Here is an 18,009-nt window from a genome sequence, read left to right on the forward strand (position 1 = left end):
CACTACGGCCTCCCCGGCGTCCCGCGCGGCTCACCGGGGCCGTGGTGGTCCTCGGCGGGCGTGCGCGGAAAACCGGTTGATCGCGCCGGTACGGTTGCCGATGTGCTTCCCAAGGCTGACACCGAAGAGCGGTACGACACGATCGATGACGCGGAACTGCTGGTGGGGGCGCTGGCGCTGGTCGAACACCTCGGTCTGACGGGCGAGGTCACGGCCTTCGACGGGGGCTCCCTCCCGGTCTACGCCGTCGGCGGCGATCTGGTCGTCAAGCTCTACCCGCCGTTCCGCCGGAGGGCGTCGGCGGTCGAGCGGGATGTGCTGCGCGCGCTGGCCGGTCGCCTGCCGATCCCCACGCCGGGGGTCAGGGACGCCGGCGAGTTCCACGGCTGGGACTACGTCCTGATGGACAGGCTGCACGGCACGGACCTCAAGCGGGCCTGGCCGGGGATCCCGCGGCGTGAGCGGGAGCGCCTCGCCGTGCGGTTCGGGAGGGCGCTCGCGGAGATGCACGCCGTCGCCCCGCCGGAGGTGCTCGGTCCACCCGACTGGACCGCCTTCTGCGCCGAGCGCGCCGAGGCCACCGTCGAGGAGAACCGGGCCGGCGGTCTGGATCGGATGTGGCTGGAGCGGATCCCGGAGTTCCTGGAGTCGGTCGACCTCGACCCGGGCGAGCCCGTTCTGCTGCACACCGAGTTCATGGACGCGCACCTGCTCCTCCGGGAGGAGGCGGGCGCCTGGCGGCCGTCCGGATTGTTCGACTTCGAGCCCGCGATGCGCGGTGCCCGCGAGTACGACCTGGTCGCGGTGGGGATCTTCCTCACTCGCGGCGACCGGGTGCTGATGCGCGCCTTCCTGGACGGCTACGGCTATCCCGAGGAGCGCCGGGCGGCGCTTCCCCGCAAGGTGATGGCCTACGCCCTGCTGCACGTGTACTCACACCTGCCGTGGTACTTCCGGGAGGTCCCCGCTCCGGGCGCCACCACCTTCGACGAGCTGGCCGACCGCTGGTTCGGGGTCGGGCGGAGCCATGATCAGAGCCCGTCGGGTGATCACGACAGGACCTAGTCCGGCGGGCCGTACGGTTCGATGGGAGGGTCGGCGTACGGGCCGCCGCCGGCGGACGGGTCGATCCGCCGGGCGGCGGCCTCGCTCACGCGCAGGCCGTACAGGTCCTCGCCGGGGTCGATGAGCACCAGGCCGTAGCCGGTGTCGACGTCCTTCTCCGACAGCTTCAGGCGGCGCATGGCCTGTTCGAGGGTCGCCCTGGGCGCGAGCCGTACGGTGACGAGAACCATGCCCCTCACGCTACGCGCGCCGCCCGGCGGCGCAATGAGGAGATGACCCCGGAGGCGTCGATGACGCCGTAGCCGTAGTCGAAGTCGAACCCGACGTCGCTGCGGTCGTCGGCGGTACGGCGCAGCAGGGTGCGCAGCTGCGCGGGGGCGAGCCGGGAGGCCGGCCACACCGTGCGCACGGCCGCGACCACCCCGGCGGCGACCGGGCAGGCGGCCGAGGTGCCGGAGTCGGGCTCGCGGTCGCCGAAGGCCCCGGAGCCGGAGAAGTGGGTGTAGGAGCAGATGTCGGGCTTGCGGGAGGTGAGCCGGCCGGGGCCCTGGGAGGAGTAGCCGACCCGCTCCCCGGCGGTGTCCACCCCGCCGATGGACAGCACGCCCGGGTGGGAGTTGGCGCCGGTGATCGGCCGGTCCGGGTAGGCGCACCGGCTGTCGCGGCACTCGCGCCCGCAGTTGCCCGCGGCGAACAGCACGTCGGCGCCGGCCTGCTCCAGGCTGGAGACGATGAGGTTGAAGGGGTGGGCGGGGTTGTCGGAGTAGTTGCCGGGGTGGCCGACGGGGAAGTCCCAGCGTGGGGAGAACGACCCCCAGCTGTTGGTGATCACCAGGGCCCGCGACTCGGCGGGCTGGTCCTCAAGGACGGTGCGCAGGTGGGCGAAGGCGGCCACCGCGTCCGACAGCATGCCGTCCAGGGCCGAGCCGCCCGGCCTGCGCGACAGCAGCACGGGCAGGTCGAGCAGCGTGGCCCGCGGCGCGGCGATCAGCGCGTCGAACGCGCACATCGAGCCGTGGTCGACGGGGAACCCGCCCGGGGTGCCGTGCACCCCGTCGGGGTTCCAGCTCCGCGCGGCGTCCAGGGTGAGGTCGCGGCCGAGACGGTGGGTGACGTGGGCGGTGTTGATGCCGGTGTCCAGCACCGCGAGGGCGACGCCGGAGCCGTCCATGCCCTCGGCGCCCAGCCCGGCGACGTCCAGCAGCCGCTCCACGTCGTGCCAGTCGCCCACCGGGCCGTCGCCGCCGCAGGTGGGGTTGGGCTCGATGACCGGGTCGGCGAAGACCCCCACGACGTCGCGGTGCAGCGCGGGCAGCAGCGTCAGGCGGGTGGACAGCTCGTCGTCGGAGATCTCGCCGCGGACCATCACGGTGGCGTCCTCGGCGGCGAGCGAGAAGGTCAGCGCCTGGTTCAGCGACAGCGGGTCGCCGCCGGTCACCGGCATGGGGCGCGGGACGGCGACCGGGGTGAAGGAGTGGTCCAGCGCGACGCCGGGCAGGCCGTCGGCGACGTCGGCCGTGGTCGCGGTCGCGCCGGGGTCGGCCACGGCCGCGACGACGTCGGGGGAGGGGCGGAGCTGGATGAGGACGCGCATGACGCACCACCGGGAAGCCGAAGGGAACGGGCCATCCCACGTTCCTCCATTTCCGCCGGGCGCGTCCAGCCGTTCATAACAACTCTGACCGGTATCTTCTCCCGTTTACACCGGCAAATCGCCGGGGCCGTTTTCCTTTCGCGGGGACGCGGCGGTCACTAGGTTGTCCGGCATGACGACAGCGGCGGAGACCACGCCATCACCGCATTCCGACGCCTTCCCCCGGCACTGGCTCGGCACCCGGCCCAGACTGGTCGTGGCCAGCGCGTTCATGCTTTTCCTGGAGCTGGCGCTGATCCGGTGGACCGGCTCGAATATCGTGCATTTGAGTTATTTCACGAATTTTGTCCTTCTGGGGTCGTTCCTCGGAATCGGGCTGGGTTTCCTGCGGGTGGGGCGCACGACGCGCCCGCCGTACTATTCGGCGATCGCGCTGGCCGTCCTGGTGCTGGTGATCCTGCGATTCCCGGTCACGGTGGACCGCGACACCGAGGGCGTCCTGTACTGGACCAGCCTCAGCACCAGCGGGCCGCCGCCGTGGCTGATCCTGCCGCTGATCTTCGCCGCCGCCGCGGTCGTGCTGATGGGCCCGGCCGAGCTGGTCGGCCGCTGCTTCCCCGAGCTGGACCGGCTGGAGGCCTACCGCTACGACCTGGTCGGCAGCCTCACCGGCATCGCGCTGTTCACCGCCCTGTCGTTCCTCGGCGCCCCGCCGGTGGCGTGGGGGGTGATCGCCGCGGCCGCCTACGTCGCGCTGCTGTGGCCGCGCGGGTTCGGTGGCCGGGTCGCGGTGCTCGTGCCGTCGCTGGTCGTCGTCGGCGCGCTCGCCCTCGAGACGCTGACCGCCGGGGCGCTGTGGTCGCCGTACTACAAGGTGACCTACGACCGCTTCCGGTGGCAGGGCGTCCCGGTGATGGACATCCAGGTCAACGGCATCCCGCACCAGCAGGCCATCCCGGCGCGGGAGCGGCTGTCGTGGGAGCGGCAGTACGCGCTGCCGTACGAGAGGTCGGCCGCCCACCGGCTCGACGACGTGCTGATCGTCGGCGCGGGCAGCGGCACCGACGTGGCGATCGCGCTGGCCAAGGGCGCGAAACACGTGGACGCCGTGGAGATCGACCCTAAGCTCCGCGAGCTCGGCGGGATCTACCACCCCGACCGGCCCTACGCCGACCCCCGGGTCACCACCGTCGTCACCGACGGCCGCGCCTACCTGGAACGCACGGCCAGGAAGTACGACCTGATCCTGTTCGCGCTGCCCGACTCGCTGACCCTGGTCTCCGGCGCCAGCTCGCTGCGGCTGGAGAGCTACCTGTTCACCCGGCAGGCCATGGAGGCGGCCAGGGACCACCTCAAGCCCGGCGGCACCTTCTCGATGTACAACTACTACCGCGAGGGCTGGCTGGTCGACCGGCTCGCCGCCACCGCGCAGGCCGCCTTCGGCCACCGGCCCTGCGTGGACGTGGTCAGCCGGGCCGGGCAGCAGGCCGTGATCACCGCCGGTCTCACCGCCGCCGACCAGTCCTGCGGCGCCGAGTGGGCGGGCGCCGCCGCCGGGACCCCGCCGCCGAGCGACGACGACCGGCCCTTCCTGTACCTCAAGGACCGCACGATCCCGCAGATCTACGTCGTCACCCTGATCCTGATCCTGATCGTGAGCCTGCTCGCCGTCCGGGCGGTCGCCGGGCCGTACCGCAGGATGCGCCCGTACGCCGACCTGTTCCTGCTGGGCGTGGCGTTCATGCTGCTGGAGACCAAGAGCGTCACCGGGTTCGCGCTGCTGTTCGGCACGACCTGGGTGGTCAACGCGGTGGTGTTCGCCGGGGTGCTGGTCGCGGTGCTCGCCGCCGTGGAGGTGACGCGCCGCTTCCCGACCCCGCCGCTGCCCGTCATGTACGGCGTGCTCCTCGCCGGACTGGTGCTGGCCTGGCTGGTGCCCAGCTCCTGGCTGCTGGGCCTGCCGCTGCCGCTGCGGGCGGTGACCGCCGTGGTCGTGGCGTTCCTGCCGATCTTCGCGGCCAACGTGGTGTTCGCCAAGCGGTTCGCCGACTCGCACGACGGCACGACCGCCTTCGGCGCGAACCTGCTGGGTGCGATGGCCGGCGGCTGCCTGGAGTACCTGGCGCTGGTCGTCGGCTACCGGGGCCTGCTGATCGTGGCGGGGCTGCTCTACCTCGGCGCCTTCGCGCTTCTGCCCCGGCGCGCGGCGGCGGCCTGACCGGCCGCCGGCCGTTCCGGCGGCGGTCCGCGCGGAGGCCCGGCGACCGTACGGCGGTGCGGCGGCCATACGGCGGCGGTGCGTGCGGCGGCGTGTGGTGGCACGCGGCGGTGGGGGCCGTGGAGGGAAAGGCCGTGGAGGGAAAGGCCGTGGCCCGGCCCCCCCGAGGGGGCCGGGCCACGGGCCGGGGACGGCGGGATCCGCCGGGCGTCAGAGCCCGCAGGTCTCCGACAGGGACTGCGCCGAGGCGTTGCCGTTCCGGGTGGGGGTCTGGCTCGGCTTGGCGGCCACCGTCGACCTGGTGGGCCTGGGCGTGGTGCCGCTCACCCCGGGCTCCGGAGTGGCCCCGCTCGGTCCGGCCGAGGGCGTCCCGTCGGCCGGCGAGGCGGTGGCACCCGCGGCCTGGGGGCGGCGGGCGGGCTGGACCGACTGGCGCAGCGCCCGCGCGGTCGCGGTGCGGATCTTCACCCAGTCGGGTGCGCCACTGTAGAACTCCGGCGGCACGAACTGGAGGCTGGTGATCTTCGCTCCCTTCACCTTCATGGCCAGCTCGATCAGCGGGTCCAGCAGCTCACGGGGGATGTTCGTGGTGGCGAGCTTCTTGGCGGCCTGCGCGATCTTGATGAAGTTGGTCAGCACCACCTGCGGCGTGGCCTGCTGGGCGAAGGCGCCGATGACGCACCGCTGCCGGCCCATCCGGGAGAAGTCGTCGCTGTCCACCCGGGAGCGGCCGTACCAGAGCGCCTCCTCGCCGGAGAGCGTCCGGTAGCCCGCCTTGATCGTGCCGGCCGTGCCGAAGTGGCCGCCCCAGCGGATGTCGTGGTCCACCCGGATCTTCAGGCCGCCGATGGCGTCCACGAGGTGGGCGAAGCCGTACATGTTGATCAGGGCGTAGTAGTCGATCTTCAGGTTGAGCGTGTAGCCGATGGTGTCCATCAGGGCCTTGGGGCCGCGCTGCCCGTCCTTGCCGTGCACGACGTCGGGGTTCTCCTCGGCGTACTGCCAGATCTCGTTGAGCAGGCCGCCGTTGGGCAGATCGGCCATGTAGCCGTTGGGGAACCGCTTGGCCAGCGGGGTGCCGGGCCGGAAGCGGACGTGCTGCAGGTTGCGCGGGAGACTGAACAGCACCGTGTTGCCGCTCTCGATGTCGATGCTGGCCACGTTCATGCTGTCGGTCCGCAGGCCGGTGCGGTTGCCTGCCGCGTCACCGCCGACGAGCAGGAAGTTCACCCTGGAGCTGCCGTTCCAGGGATCCTCGGCCTTGATCGGCGCGGCCGTCGGGTTCGCCTTCTCCTGCTGCTGGAAGATGACGTTGGCCGTGTCCTTGATGGCCAGCACGCTGCTCGCGGCGTATCCGAACGGCGCCATCACCGACACGCACAGCACCCCGGCCGCGATGCCCGAGATGATCTGGTCCCGGCCCTTCAGCCGGTTCGGGCCGAGGGTGACGTAGGAGAAGAGCACCAGCAGGAACCAGGCGAGGGCGCCCACCCCGGTCAGGGCCACCAGGCCCGTCAGCGTGCTGTCCCGGGCGAGGAAACCGAAGTTGCCCCGGAGGGTGAGCCCGGCGACCAGCGCCGCCACCAGCAGCGCGGCGAAGACGCCGAGCAGGGCGTACCCGATGCGGCGCCGCCCGGAGCGCAGGTGCGCCGCACCCGGGAGGATCGCCGACAGCGCGGTCCAGCCGATGACCGAGGCGGTCGTCAGCGGCCGGGCGAACCGCATCCCCTTCCCGGGGGTCCCCTTCCCGGGGGTCCCCTTCCCGGAGGTCCCGCCGGACGCCGGGGAGGGAGGACCCGCTCCGGGCGCCGGGGAGGCGGGGGCGGGGCCTCCCGCGGGAGCGGTCACCGCCGCGGCCGGCCCGGTGGCCGGCCCGGTGGACGGGGCCTGCGGCGTGGGCGATCCGGCGACGAGCTTGTCCTGGGCGCCGGGCGGCTGCTGCGGGGTGGGGAGGCCCGGAGCGGGCTGCCCGGCCGGAGCGGACGATCCCTGCGGGCCGCCGGGCGCCGCCGGTCCTCCCGGCGTGCCCGACGGGACCGCTCCGCCCTGCGGGGCCGCCCTGTTGGGGGCCTTCCGGAAGGCCCGGGTCTTCTCCGGGTCGGCGGGGTCGTCCGGCGATGCGCCCTGCGCTCCGGCGCCCTGTGCTCCGTGCGCGCCCGGTGCTCCATGCGCGGCCTGTGCTCCGTGCGAGGTCGGGGCGCCGGAAGGATCGTGCGGACCTGAGGGTGTTCCGGGGGGCCCGGGGGGTGTTCCGGGGTTCGTGTCACGCTGCCGGGTGCGTCGTTGCCCGCCCTCGGCGGCGTCCCCCGAGTCTTGCCCAAGGTGCATCGTCACACCGCTTCCTATGGTTCATCCCGGTCCACCTGGCAAAACAGCCAAGATTCCCTGCTTACACGAAATTTGCCAGGATTCTAGCTCCCATACCGGTACATGACAGACACATGATCAAGTAACGGTTAACGGACGCTTAAAACATGGCGATGGTTACGACGTCGTGGACGCCGGGGCCAGCCAGGTGTTGCACTGGAAGGTCTTGTTCTTCTCGTAGCCCTGGCGGAACCAGCGGTTGTTGTTGGCGGGGGAGCCGTGGTCACGGGGAGCGCCCGCCCAGTCGCCCACGCGCGAATAGAAGTAGTAGAGGGTGTCGCGCCGCGCCGGGGTGACCGGGTAGGTCGCCGAGACCGAGCGCATGAACATCGCGCCGAAGCAGGTGGCCTGCAGCTCGAACCTGCGGCTCAGCGCCAGCTTGCCGCTCCTGCTGGTGGAGCGCAGGCTCTTCTCCCACCAGGTGTTCGACAGGCCCGAGAGCTGCTGGACGTGGTGACCGTACTCGTGGGCCATCATGCTGACGATCCCGCCGTGCCAGTTCGTGAGCTGGCCGTACCCCAGGGAACGGCCCGAGCCCCGCACCATGGCGGAGGTCGAGGCGTAGATCGTCTCGTTGCGGGGGCAGTAGTACGGCACGATGCCGCCGGCCGAGGGGAAGTCCCCGCACGCGCCGCGCCCCTTGGTGGAGGTGATGGCGTAGCCCGGCCGCCGCCAGTCGATGCCCTGCTGCCGCATGATCTGCGCCCAGCCCTTGTCCAGGCACCGGGACGTCTTGAGTATCAGCGCCTTGAGCTGGGTGTTGCTGTAGATGTCGGCCGAGCCGGCGGGGCAGGAGACCCGGGGCAGGCTCCCGGCGCGGTAGAGGGTGTTGTTCGTGAGGCTGGTGTTCAGCACCTTCCTGGGCCGGGTGTCGGCCGTGTCCGTCGTATCCGTCGTGTTCGTCGTGTCCGTCGTGGTGTCGGAGTCCTGGGAGTCGCCCGAGGCGTCGGCGGCGCTCGTGGTGCTCGCGGTGGGCGTCGGGTCGGCGGGCTCGCTCGTCCGCGCCTCGTACGGGGTGGAGGTGGGGAGGGCGACCGGCGAGACCATGTGGGAGTCGTCGCCGCCGCGGAGGACCGCGGCGACCACGATGATCCCGACGAACGCGACCGCGATCGCCCCGAAGATCCCGCCGATGACCGCGCCGGCGCCGGAACGGCGGCGCGGCGGCTGCCACTGGGGGTAGGAGGAGGGGCCCTGGGGGGGGCGGGCGGCGGTGCCGGCGGCGCGGGCGGCATGCCGTACGGCGCCTGCCCCTGAGGCGGAACCGGCTGAGGGAAAGGCTGGGGGAACGGCTGCGGGGCCGGCTGGGGGAACGGCTGCGGCGGGGGCCCCTGGACCGGCCGGGGCGGGTACCCCGGCGGCGGCTGCGTCGGATGCCCCTGGGGAGGGTGGGCCGGCGGGTGACCCGGTCCGGGATGTCCCGGCCCCGAGTGTCCCGGACCCGAGTGTCCCGGACCCGGATGCCCCGGCGGCGGGAAGGGATGCGGGGCGGGCGGCCGCGGGGGGAGCGGCCGGGGCGGGACGCCCTGCGGCGGAGGGGAAACGGGCATCGCCGGACCCCCGTGCGGATGGCCGTAACCCCCGGGTCCGCCCTGTCCCGGCGGCGGTCCCTGCGGGTGCGGGCCCTGAGGCGGATGACCCGGCGGCGAGGTCCGGGGCGGCCCCTGGGGAGGAGCGGAGGCCCAGGCGGGCGGCGGCGCGGGGTGCGGATGTCCCTGCGGCTGAGGCGGCGGCGGAGGGAACTGCCCGTTGCCTGTCACGCTGTCTCCCCGTAAACCATCTGTCCCTTGTGACCCGCAGGTCGGGATCATTCTGGAATTTGGGGCGTAAGCATACTGATTTATCATCCGTCACGGATGTAGCCGCAATCAATTACATTCCGGAATCATCCGAGGTGATCTCTGCGATGTGCCGGACTGAGCGGGTTCCCGTGTCCTAGCTTCAATGCATGAATCTGCAGCAGCTCCGCTACGTGGTCGCGACAGCGGAGCATCGCACCATGACCGACGCGGCCAAGTCGCTGTACATCGCGCAGCCCGCCCTGTCGCGGGCGATCAGGGATCTGGAACGAGAACTCGGAATGACGTTGTTCGCCCGCTCGGGGCGGGGCGTGGTCGTCACGGCGCAGGGCCGCCGGGTGGTCAAGCTCGCCCGGGAGGCACTCGACGCCGTCCGCGAGATCGAGGAGCTGTCCGCCCATGGCCAAACATCCGACACCGAACTGCGCATCGCCTCCACCCCCAGCCTGGAGCCGGGCCTGGCCGGCCGCCTCCTGCCCGCCTACACCGCCGAGCGTCCCGGAGTGCGGGTCCACATCGTCCGCTGCGACGGGCGCGACGGCGTGGTCAACGCCGTACGGGACCAGCGGGCCGACCTCGGCCTGACCGACCTGCCCGTCCCCGCCGACCTGGTCAGCCACCCGCTGGAGCGCCAGGAGATCGTGCTGATCTCCCCGCCCGGCGTCGAGCTGCCCGACCCGGTGCCGATGAGCCGGCTCAACGGCATGCGGCTGGTACTGCCGGTGCCCGGCAGCGCCCGGCGCAGGGAGTTCGACGCGCTCTTCGCCAGATACGGCATCGCCCCGGTGCCCGCCGTACAGCTCGACGAGCGCGGCAACTGGCTGAACACGGTCCGCTCCGGCGCGGCCTCGCTGCTGTGGTACCGCGGGATGGCCGAGCAGGCCCTCCGAGCCGGGCTGCGGGTCCGCTCCCTCGATCCCTCGGTCCGCCGGGTGATCGCCCTCATCCACGCGCGACGGCGGCTGCCCGCCCTCGCCCAGGAGTTCCTCTCGGTGGCCGAAGGTGGGTCGGCCGCCTGACGAAGACCCCGGTGACCGGATGTGGGCCGGTCGCCTGACGAAGCGGTCTTCCGTACGACATTCCCAGAGGCGGCGCAGGTGGGAGCGCCGGCCTCTCCGGCACCGGGCGATAGGCTCGGTCCCGATGAGCATCCTGCGCCTGCGGGGCCGTGAGTTCCGGCCCGGCGAATTCGCGATCATGGCGGTGGTCAACCGCACCCCCGACTCGTTCTTCGACAGGGGCAGAACGTACGGCTTCGCGGCGGCCCTGGACGCGGTGGACGCCGCCGTCGCCGGCGGCGCCGACATCGTCGACATCGGCGGGGTCAAGGCGGGTCCCGGGGACGAGGTGGACCCGGCCGAGGAGATCCGCCGGGTGGCCGGCCTGGTCGCCGCGGTCCGCGAGCGTCACCCCGATCTGATCATCAGCGTCGACACCTGGCGCGCCGAGGTCGGCGAGGTCGTCGCGCGTGCGGGCGCCGACCTGCTCAACGACACCTGGGGCGGGGTGGACCCCGGCCTGGCCGGGGTCGCCGCCGAGCACGGCATCGGGCTGGTCTGCGCCCACGCCGGGCGCGCCGTCCCCCGCACCCGCCCGCACCGCGTCGCCTACGACGACGTGGTCGCCGACGTCATCGGCTACACCGTCGAACTCGCCGAACGGGCGGCCGCCGCCGGGGTGGCCAGGGAGTCGATCCTCATCGACCCGGCCCACGACTTCGGCAAGAACACCTGGCACTCCCTGGAGGTCGGCCGCCGCCTGCACGAGATGGTCGGCACCGGCTGGCCGGTGCTGGTCGCCGTCTCCAACAAGGACTTCGTCGGCGAGACCCTCGGCGGCCTGCCGGTCGAACAGCGCCACGCCGGCACCCTGGCCACCCTCGCCGTCTCCGCCTGGCAGGGCGCGCGGGTCTTCCGGGTCCACGACGCCGCCTCCGCCCGCGCCGCCCTGTCCGCCGTCACCGCCCTGCGGGAGCGGCCCGGCTCGCCGTACGGTGCCTGGGAAAGTGCCGGGTAACCGGGCGATCACTCCTGATCGAGGTCTTCGGCCAGGCGTCGAGCCGCTTCGGCCGCGATCGATCTGATGCCCGCCTGTCCGCAAGGGCAGGCGGGCATCGCGGTGCCTTCACCCGGCAGGCACCACCTGCGCCGTCTGTTCCGTCTTCAGCGCGTGGCCCGGTCCGCTGTTTCCCGGGTGATGTCGGCGTAGAGGCGGAAGAGGGCCGGGCGGGCTTTGCCCTGGTCGCGTTCGTGCAGGGCCGCCCAGCACTGGGCGACGAGCTCCCGGGCCCGGGTGCCGGGCCAGGGCCGGGGCAGGAGCTGAGGCGGCAGCAGCGGGTCGGGCTCCATGGCGCGGGTGAGTTCGGCGGCCAGTTCGACGGCGATGGTGAGGAGCGCGGATGAGGAGAGCTCGGCAGGGCCGGTGAGCCGGGCGAAGCGGGGCCGGGCTATGCGGCTGAGGCGATGGTAGCGGTCGGCGATCTCCTGCAGAGGCCACAGACGCCGGGCGAGTTCGGCAGGCTCCTGGGTGTCGCCCCTGCGCAGGTCCGTCGTGGTGAGGAGGGTGAGCGCGCCGTGGGCGCCGAGGCGGTGGGCCGCTTCTTCGACGTACGGTTCCCATGCGTTGGCGCAGACGTACAGTCCGCCCTGGAGCGGGGCGCCGCCGAGGTGGACGAGCGTCTCGCGCAGGGCGTCCCGGGCGGTGCGCGCCGATTCGGGCACCGCGAAGGCGGCCAGGTGCCAGACACCGTCCCAGGGTGCGAGCCCGGCGTCCTGTTGGAACGCGTGCCGCAGGAAGTCCGCGTTGGGGGCGAGGGCGCGCGTGGTGTCCGCGGTCGCGTGCAGCTCCGCCTTGCGGCCTCGGCCCTCGTGGGTGAACCGGCCTTCGGCCACGAGGCGTTTGACGCACAGCCGTACCTGCTGGTCGCTCATGCCCAGGGTGTTGGCGACGGTGTACAGCTCGTCCGCGCCGACGGTGCCGTCCTCGCGGATCAGCGCGTGGACGAGCATGCGGGTGGGGATCTCGACGTGGTCGGTCTCGGTGCTCACGGTTCTCTCATCCCTCTTGTCCCGACCGGGCGGTGCATGGTGGTCACCGCGCCGAATCCGAGCAGCCCGCGCAGGTAGGGCGTGTGCTCGGTCCGTACGGCCGTGAAGCCTCGCCGCTCGTACAGGGCCCTGGCGCGCGGGTTGGTGTCGATCACGTCCAGTCTGATCTCCCGGCAGTCCTGCTCCGCCGCGACGGCGGCCACTTCCTCGATGAGCAGGCTTCCGACGCCCCGGCCGCGCATGTCCGGATCCACGGCGATGCCGTCCATGACGAGCTGTCCGGGGGCCGGGTGACGTTCGAACAGGGCGAGGAGCAGGAGTCGGTGCAGTCCTCGCAAGTGCCCGTACGCGCGCAGCACCGCGCAAGCCGATCCCCCGGTGAGGGCCCGCCCGCCGTGCTGGTATCCGGCGAGGCCGATGAGCCGCCCGTCGAGGAGTGCGCAGACCGCGCGATCGGCGTTCAGGTGGGCGGCGATGAAGGGCACCGCCTTGCCCGGCGGGTTCAGGGCGGGGCCGAGTTTGCGGCCGAAGGCGGCCCAGTACAGCTCGGCGGCCCGCCGCTCGGCTCCGGCCGGCACACCCCGCCGCACCGTCACCGGTCCGGCCCCGGGGCCTGTCGCGTCCAGTCCCATGCCGTGTCCCCTCCCTCCTCGAAACCGAGACTCGAATCTATCATGACCGCCACGTCCGTATTTCAAATGATAGTTTTGATGTCTACTCAAACCCGAACAGAGGCGGCCATCCCATGCGTCCGAAGATCTGGCCCCGATGGCGTGGGCTCCGCATCGCCGTGTGGTCACTCGTCACGGTCCTGGTCGTGGCCGTCGGCCTCGCCGGCGTGGTGCTGTGGCAGAACTCCTACGACATGGACGAGCAGCGGGTCTCGATCCGCCATGGCGGCCACACCCTCAACGGCGTACTGGCCATCCCCAGGGACGGCCGCGAGCACCACGGCCTGGTCGTGTACGTCCACGGCGACGGCCCTGTCGATGCCACCCACGACGACGGCTACAAGCCCATGTGGGAGGCGAACGCCAAGGCCGGGTACGCCTCCCTGTCCTGGGACAAGCCCGGCGTCGCGGGCGCACCCGGCGACTGGCTCGACCAGTCCATGGACGACCGGGCCGACGAGGCGGCCGCCGCGATCGCCTGGGCCCGCGCCCGCCCGGACATCGACGGCGACCGGATCGGGCTCTGGGGCGCGAGCCAGGCGGGCTGGGTCCTGCCGAAGATCGCCGCCAGGACGCCCGTGAGCTTCGTCATCGCCGTCTCGCCCGCGATCAACTGGCTCCGGCAGGGCCGCTACAACCTCCTCGCCGAGCTGCGCGCCGCCGGCGCATCAGCAGCCCGCACCAAGGCGGAGGTCGCCAGGAGCGACACCACCCGCCGTCTGCTGGAGCGCCACGCGACCTTCGAGGAGTACGTCAAGGCGATGGGCGGCGACGCGGACGGCATGACCGCCGATCGCTGGGGCTTCGTCTCCAAGAACCACACCGCGGACGCCACGCAAGACCTCCGCGCTCTGCGCGGCGTACCGGTGCTGCTGACCCTCGCGGGCCATGACGTCAACGTGGACACCGCCGACACGGAGCGCGTCTACCGCAAGGTGCTGGACGCGGGTGGCGCATTGACGGTCGAGCGTTACCCGGACGCGACCCATTCACTGCTCAAGCAGTCCATTGAGCGGTCGGACCTAAAGATCACGCTCACCGCGCTCTTCTCCCCCCGCTCGCTCTTCGCGGACGGATTCCTGGACGACCAACGACGGTTCCTCGAGGAACTCAGCTGAAGCGGCCACGCCACTTGATGACACTCCCGCAAGCTCGGCCCGCGTGGTGCGTGTTCACGTGTACCGCCCGTCCATCACCGCCCGCACGTTCGCCCGTCTGCCGGGGCTCGCGTGGCCGCGCCGTACGTCCGTCCGTCCGTCCGTCAGGAGTAGAGCACCGACAGGAAGCGGACGAGCACCGCCTCGCGCCGGCCGGCGGGCAGGGCGTCCAGCACGGCGTTGACCACCGCCATCTCCGGCTGCCCCGACCCGCCGCGGAGGTCCGCCCCGACGGCGGCGGCCAGCTCGGCGAAGGCGGCGTCGTCCAGCGTGTCCAGGTCGAGCCCGGCGACCAGCTCCACCAGGCCCTCCGGCAACTCGACGGGCCCGCGCCGCCGCGCCGCCGCCGCGGACTCGGCGATCACCTCCAGCATCGCCTCCACCCCGCGCAGGGTCACCCCGGTCACCGTGACGTGCAGGTTGGCCGGGATGCCCGCGAAGGACAGCTGCGGCTGCAGGAACCAGCCCCGCCTCCTCGCCTCGTCGGCCATCACGAACACGTCCGGGGCGTCCTGGCCGCCAGGGTCGTCCGGGCCGAAGGCGACCAGGGCCGAGTCCGGGTCGCCGAACACCCGCAGGCCGTCGATCGCCGCGACGCCCTCCCGCAGCCGGCGGGCCGCCGCCAGCGTCGTCCGGCCCAGCTCCAGGTAGCCGTCGCGGCCGAGGGCCTGCATGGTGGCCCAGGCCCCGCCCAGCGGGCCGGCGGACTTCGAGCTCTGCACGGTCGCGTTGATGATCGTGTAACCGGGCCAGGACGCCGACGCGAAGTACGCCGCGCGCCGCAGCGCCGGGTCGGCGAACAGCACCACCGAGGCGCCCTTGGGGGCGTAACCGAACTTGTGCAGGTCGCACGAGAGCGAGGTGACCCCCGGCACCGACATGTCGAACGGCGGGACCTGGGCCCCGGCCTCGCGCAGCCACGGCAGCAGCCACCCGCCGACGCAGGCGTCCACGTGGCAGAGCACGCCGCGGGCGGCGGCCGTCGCCGCGATCTCGGTGATCGGATCCACCACGCCCTGCGGGTAGGACGGCGCCGAGGCGACCACCAGCACCGTGTCGGGGGTGATCGCCGCCTCCACCGCCGCCGGGGACGTCCGGAACGTCACCGGGTCCACCGGCACGGCGTCCACCGCCACCCCGAGGTAGTGCGCGGCCTTGTGGAACGCCGGGTGCGCGGTGACCGGCAGCACCAGCCGCGGCCGGCCCGGGACCGGCCGGGAGTCGCGCGCCGCCTTCACCGCCAGCATGATCGACTCGGTGCCGCCGCTGGTGAAGACGCCGTGCCCGCCGCCGAGCAGGCCGGCGACCGCGCCGACCACCTGCCGCTCCATCTCCACCACACTCGGGAACGCCGTCGGGTCGAGGGTGTTGACCTCCAGCATCTCGAAGTAGGCGCGGGCCGCGGCCTCGTGCACCTCCGGCCGGCCGGTGTCGTAGACGTAGGCCGTCACCTGGCCCCCGCGCACCGGCAGGTCGTCCTCTCTGAGCCTGCCGATCTCGGCGAGCACATCCTCGATGTCACGGCCTTTTTCCGGCAGGCTCACGCGGGTCTCCTTCAGGGTGGCGCGGGGGGATGGGAACGGCCCGAAGGCCGGGTATGGCGCGCACCCCGACTCTACGGCCCGGGACGCCTCGGGGAGGAGCCCCGGGACGGCCTGGGGCGGCCCGGAAAGGCCCGGGAAGCCACGGGTGTCCGGGTAGCCCCGGGAGAAGGCGGACGTGTGAGCGAGACGGTGACCGGGTCCTCCCGCCGGGGAACACCGGCCTTCCCCACGCGGCCGGTTTCCGGCGGGGAGCCGGGAAGGGGACTCAGGACAGCGGGAGGCGGACGACCGCTCGCAGGCCCGGGGCGGCGTCCTCCAGGGTGACCGCGCCGCCGTGGGCGTGGACGGTCTCCCGGACGATCGCCAGGCCCAGCCCGGCGCCGCCGTGGTCGCGGCTGCGGGCGCTGTCCAGGCGGGTGAAGCGGTCGAAGACCCGCTCCCGGTCGGCCTCGGGGATGCCGGAGCCGTCGTCGGTGACGGTCAGCACGGCGCCGGTCCCCTCGGTGCGCAGCTCGACCACGACCGGCGAGACGGTGTGCCGCAGCGCGTTGTCCACCAGGTTGACCAGCACCCGTCCCAGGTCGAGCGCGTCCCCGGTCACCACGATCGCGTCGCCCGGGGTGGGGGCGACCCGCACCGTGACGGCCTCGCCGTACCGCTCGACGGTCTGGGGGACCAGCCGGTCCAGCTCCACCGGTTCCCGGCGGGCCAGGGCGCCGCCGCGTTCGTCCAGCCGGGCCAGCGCGAGGAGGTCCTCGGCCAGCCGGGCCAGGCGCATGGTGTCCTCCAGCACGCCCTCGGCGGTCTCCCGCCAGTCCTGTCCCTCGGGGTGGCCGAGCGCCACCTCCAGCTGGAGGCGGATGCTGGCCAGGGGGCTGCGCAGCTCGTGCGCGGCGTCGGAGACCAGGGCCCGCTGGCGGGCGTCGGCCTTCTCCAGCCGGGCCAGCATGTCGTTGAGGGTGACGGCAAGGCTGTGTACCTCGTCGCGGGACTCCGGCACCGGCAGCCGCCGGGAGCGGGCGGTGTCGGTGATCTCCTCCGCGCCCCGGCGCAGTGCCGCGATGGGCCGCAGCGTCCCGCCGACGATCACCCAGCTCACCCCGGCGAGCAGCACCAGCAGCAGGGGGGTTCCGACGAGCAGCACGTGCGCGGCGGTGTTGACGCTGGTCTGCACCTCGCTGAACGGACGGGCGGCGATCACCGTCCGGCCCTGGTCGGCGCTGAGCACCCGGACCCGCAGCACGTGCGGGATCCCGTACGGCCCGCCGTCCACGAACCCGGCGCCGCCCCGCGCGATCGCCGTGGCACGTTCCCCGGCGTCCAGCAGCGGCAGGAGCCGGTCGGTGCCGGGGGTGGCGTGGGTGATCCGGCCCGCCGCGTCGATCACCTGCACTAGGACGCCGTCCGGCGAGGTCATCTCGACCGGCAGCCGTCCGGCGTCGGCCAGCGAGACGACCTCCCTGGCCCGCTGGTGGATCGCGTCGTCGGTGCCGGCGATCAGGGCCCGGCCGAGCACGCCCACCAGCACGTAGGCGGAGGCGGCCAGCGCCACCGCGAGCACGGCGGAGGCCACCGCGGTCAGCCGGAACCGCAGGCTCTTGCGCCGCCACCAGCCCGCGCGCCGCCCGCGCCGTGCGGCGCGGCCGGGGGCGGGAGCGGTGGCCGCGGGGCCGGCCACGGCGCCGGCCGGTCGCGCCGGGCCGGTCGCGGCGCCGGACGGCCGGGCCCGGTCGGTCGCGGCGCCGGGCGGTCGCGCCGGGCCGCGTGCGGGCGGGTCAGCCGCCATCGCCGGACAGCCGGTAGCCGGCGCCGCGCACGGTCCGCAGCGCGTTCCGGGAGAACGGCACGTCGATCTTGCGACGCAGGTAGCCCACGTACACCTCGACGACGTTGGGGTCGGTGTCGAAGGTGTCCCAGACGTGCTCCAGGATCTCCGACTTGGAGACCACCTCGTCACGGCGGCGCATGAGGTACTCCAGCAGCGCGAACTCCCGGGGCGTCAGCTCGACCGGCGTCTCGCCCCGGGCGACCCGCCGCCGGGCCGGGTCGAGCGACAGGTCGCCCGCCTGCAGCACCGCGGGGCGGCGGCCCGCGCCGCGCCGCAGCAGCGCCCGCAGCCTGGCCACCAGCACGACGTAGGAGAACGGCTTGGTCAGGTAGTCGTCGGCGCCCAGGTCGAGCCCGTCGGCCATGTCGTACTCGCCGTCCTTTGCCGACAGCATCAGGATCGGCACCCAGTTCTCCTCGGCCCGCAGCGCCTTGCAGACGTTGTAGCCGGACAGGCCGGGCAGCATGATGTCCAGCACGACCACGTCGTAGTCGCCGTGCCTGGCCAGGTGCAGGCCGTCGTTGCCGTCGTGCGCGAGGTCCACCGCGAACCCCTCGGCCTGCAGGCCGCGCTGGAGGGCGGCCGCCATCCGCCGTTCGTCCTCCACGACGAGAACCCGCATTCCGCCTCCTCAGATGTTCGGTCGCCCCATTTTCCGCCGACCGCCCTGAGAGGCGGCTGAGAACCCTGTGAGCCCTCTCAGTCTGTCTCAGCTTCGG

15 protein-coding genes are annotated in these 18,009 nt (G+C 73.1%); 6 read left to right on the forward strand and 9 right to left on the reverse strand.

The window, feature by feature from the left end; all coding sequences use genetic code 11:
• Positions 1 to 102 precede the first annotated feature (102 nt).
• Positions 103 to 1,065, forward strand: coding sequence for a phosphotransferase family protein (locus tag ACQP10_RS14265; RefSeq protein WP_346020016.1), 963 nt, complete (start codon positions 103 to 105; stop codon positions 1,063 to 1,065).
• Here ACQP10_RS14265 and ACQP10_RS14270 read toward each other — a convergent pair.
• Entirely contained in the window at positions 1,062 to 1,295 is a 234-nt protein-coding gene (locus ACQP10_RS14270; RefSeq protein WP_179818079.1) for a hypothetical protein, read from the reverse strand. The two genes, ACQP10_RS14265 and ACQP10_RS14270, sit on opposite strands and share 4 nt — an antisense overlap.
• Before the next feature lie 5 nt (positions 1,296 to 1,300).
• A complete protein-coding gene (locus ACQP10_RS14275) occupies positions 1,301 to 2,659 on the reverse strand; it encodes a S8 family serine peptidase (protein WP_346020015.1) in 1,359 nt (452 codons plus the stop codon).
• Between the two features lie 172 nt (positions 2,660 to 2,831).
• On the opposite strand from ACQP10_RS14275, the gene ACQP10_RS14280 reads away from it, so the two are divergent.
• Positions 2,832 to 4,877, forward strand: a complete 2,046-nt coding sequence (locus ACQP10_RS14280; protein WP_346020014.1) for a spermidine synthase — start codon at positions 2,832 to 2,834, stop codon at positions 4,875 to 4,877.
• A gap of 210 nt (positions 4,878 to 5,087) precedes the next feature.
• On the opposite strand, the gene ACQP10_RS14285 is transcribed toward ACQP10_RS14280, so the two are convergent.
• Both ACQP10_RS14285 and ACQP10_RS14290 read right to left on the reverse strand, forming a co-directional pair.
• Positions 5,088 to 6,602: an LCP family protein gene (locus tag ACQP10_RS14285; protein ID WP_346020013.1), complete on the reverse strand. Its 1,515-nt coding sequence runs from the start codon at positions 6,600 to 6,602 to the stop codon at positions 5,088 to 5,090.
• A 759-nt stretch (positions 6,603 to 7,361) separates the two neighbouring features.
• Entirely contained in the window at positions 7,362 to 8,099 is a 738-nt protein-coding gene (locus ACQP10_RS14290) for a neutral zinc metallopeptidase (protein ID WP_433541511.1), read from the reverse strand.
• Between ACQP10_RS14290 and ACQP10_RS14295 the strand changes: the two genes are divergently transcribed.
• The 3 genes from ACQP10_RS14295 to folP all read left to right on the forward strand — a co-directional run bounded on the left by ACQP10_RS14295 (position 8,080) and on the right by folP (position 11,059).
• Complete coding sequence (locus tag ACQP10_RS14295) at positions 8,080 to 8,427, forward strand: hypothetical protein (protein WP_433541512.1); 348 nt, start codon at positions 8,080 to 8,082, stop codon at positions 8,425 to 8,427. The two genes, ACQP10_RS14290 and ACQP10_RS14295, sit on opposite strands and share 20 nt — an antisense overlap.
• A 765-nt stretch (positions 8,428 to 9,192) precedes the next feature.
• Positions 9,193 to 10,062, forward strand: a complete 870-nt coding sequence (locus tag ACQP10_RS14300; protein ID WP_179818074.1) for a LysR family transcriptional regulator — start codon at positions 9,193 to 9,195, stop codon at positions 10,060 to 10,062.
• 124 nt (positions 10,063 to 10,186) lie between these two features.
• Positions 10,187 to 11,059: a dihydropteroate synthase gene (folP, locus tag ACQP10_RS14305; RefSeq protein ID WP_346020011.1), complete on the forward strand. Its 873-nt coding sequence runs from the start codon at positions 10,187 to 10,189 to the stop codon at positions 11,057 to 11,059.
• 146 nt (positions 11,060 to 11,205) lie between these two features.
• On the opposite strand, the gene ACQP10_RS14310 is transcribed toward folP, so the two are convergent.
• Both ACQP10_RS14310 and ACQP10_RS14315 read right to left on the reverse strand, forming a co-directional pair.
• Entirely contained in the window at positions 11,206 to 12,090 is an 885-nt protein-coding gene (locus ACQP10_RS14310; RefSeq protein ID WP_399500475.1) for a PaaX family transcriptional regulator C-terminal domain-containing protein, read from the reverse strand.
• Entirely contained in the window at positions 12,087 to 12,722 is a 636-nt protein-coding gene (locus ACQP10_RS14315) for a GNAT family N-acetyltransferase (RefSeq protein ID WP_346020009.1), read from the reverse strand. The genes ACQP10_RS14310 and ACQP10_RS14315 overlap by 4 nt, the downstream gene beginning before the upstream one ends.
• A 113-nt stretch (positions 12,723 to 12,835) precedes the next feature.
• Here ACQP10_RS14315 and ACQP10_RS14320 point away from each other — a divergent pair, with 113 nt between their 5' ends.
• Entirely contained in the window at positions 12,836 to 13,879 is a 1,044-nt protein-coding gene (locus ACQP10_RS14320; RefSeq protein WP_399500474.1) for an alpha/beta hydrolase family protein, read from the forward strand.
• A 143-nt stretch (positions 13,880 to 14,022) separates the two neighbouring features.
• Here ACQP10_RS14320 and ACQP10_RS14325 read toward each other — a convergent pair whose 3' ends face one another.
• From ACQP10_RS14325 to ACQP10_RS14335, 3 genes are all read right to left on the reverse strand, one after another.
• Positions 14,023 to 15,462 carry a pyridoxal phosphate-dependent decarboxylase family protein gene (locus tag ACQP10_RS14325; protein ID WP_346020007.1) on the reverse strand — a complete coding sequence of 480 codons (1,440 nt, stop codon included), beginning with the start codon at positions 15,460 to 15,462 and terminating at the stop codon, positions 14,023 to 14,025.
• 265 nt (positions 15,463 to 15,727) lie between these two features.
• Positions 15,728 to 17,248 (reverse strand): sensor histidine kinase, encoded by a 1,521-nt coding sequence (locus ACQP10_RS14330; RefSeq protein WP_433541513.1) that lies wholly within the window; start codon positions 17,246 to 17,248, stop codon positions 15,728 to 15,730.
• Positions 17,238 to 17,912, reverse strand: a complete 675-nt coding sequence (locus ACQP10_RS14335; RefSeq protein WP_346020005.1) for a response regulator transcription factor — start codon at positions 17,910 to 17,912, stop codon at positions 17,238 to 17,240. Before ACQP10_RS14335 ends, ACQP10_RS14330 begins: the two co-directional genes overlap by 11 nt.
• Between the last annotated feature and the right edge of the window lie 97 nt (positions 17,913 to 18,009).

It is taken from the genome of Streptosporangium sandarakinum, from assembly GCF_050942225.1.
GTDB classification, from domain to species: domain Bacteria; phylum Actinomycetota; class Actinomycetes; order Streptosporangiales; family Streptosporangiaceae; genus Streptosporangium; species Streptosporangium nondiastaticum.

What these genes read in the sequence shown, in the direction of transcription:
- ACQP10_RS14270 (WP_179818079.1), bottom strand. Translation starts at nt 1,295, where the DNA reads ATGGTTCTCGTCACCGTACGGCTCGCGCCCAGGGCGACCCTCGAACAG.
- ACQP10_RS14280 (WP_346020014.1), top strand. Translation starts at nt 2,832, where the DNA reads ATGACGACAGCGGCGGAGACCACGCCATCACCGCATTCCGACGCCTTC.
- ACQP10_RS14285 (WP_346020013.1), bottom strand. Translation starts at nt 6,602, where the DNA reads ATGCGGTTCGCCCGGCCGCTGACGACCGCCTCGGTCATCGGCTGGACC.
- folP (WP_346020011.1), top strand. Translation starts at nt 10,187, where the DNA reads ATGAGCATCCTGCGCCTGCGGGGCCGTGAGTTCCGGCCCGGCGAATTC.
- ACQP10_RS14300 (WP_179818074.1), top strand. Translation starts at nt 9,193, where the DNA reads ATGAATCTGCAGCAGCTCCGCTACGTGGTCGCGACAGCGGAGCATCGC.
- ACQP10_RS14315 (WP_346020009.1), bottom strand. Translation starts at nt 12,722, where the DNA reads ATGGGACTGGACGCGACAGGCCCCGGGGCCGGACCGGTGACGGTGCGG.
- ACQP10_RS14275 (WP_346020015.1), bottom strand. Translation starts at nt 2,659, where the DNA reads ATGCGCGTCCTCATCCAGCTCCGCCCCTCCCCCGACGTCGTCGCGGCC.
- ACQP10_RS14330 (WP_433541513.1), bottom strand. Translation starts at nt 17,248, where the DNA reads ATGGCGGCTGACCCGCCCGCACGCGGCCCGGCGCGACCGCCCGGCGCC.
- ACQP10_RS14320 (WP_399500474.1), top strand. Translation starts at nt 12,836, where the DNA reads ATGCGTCCGAAGATCTGGCCCCGATGGCGTGGGCTCCGCATCGCCGTG.
- ACQP10_RS14335 (WP_346020005.1), bottom strand. Translation starts at nt 17,912, where the DNA reads ATGCGGGTTCTCGTCGTGGAGGACGAACGGCGGATGGCGGCCGCCCTC.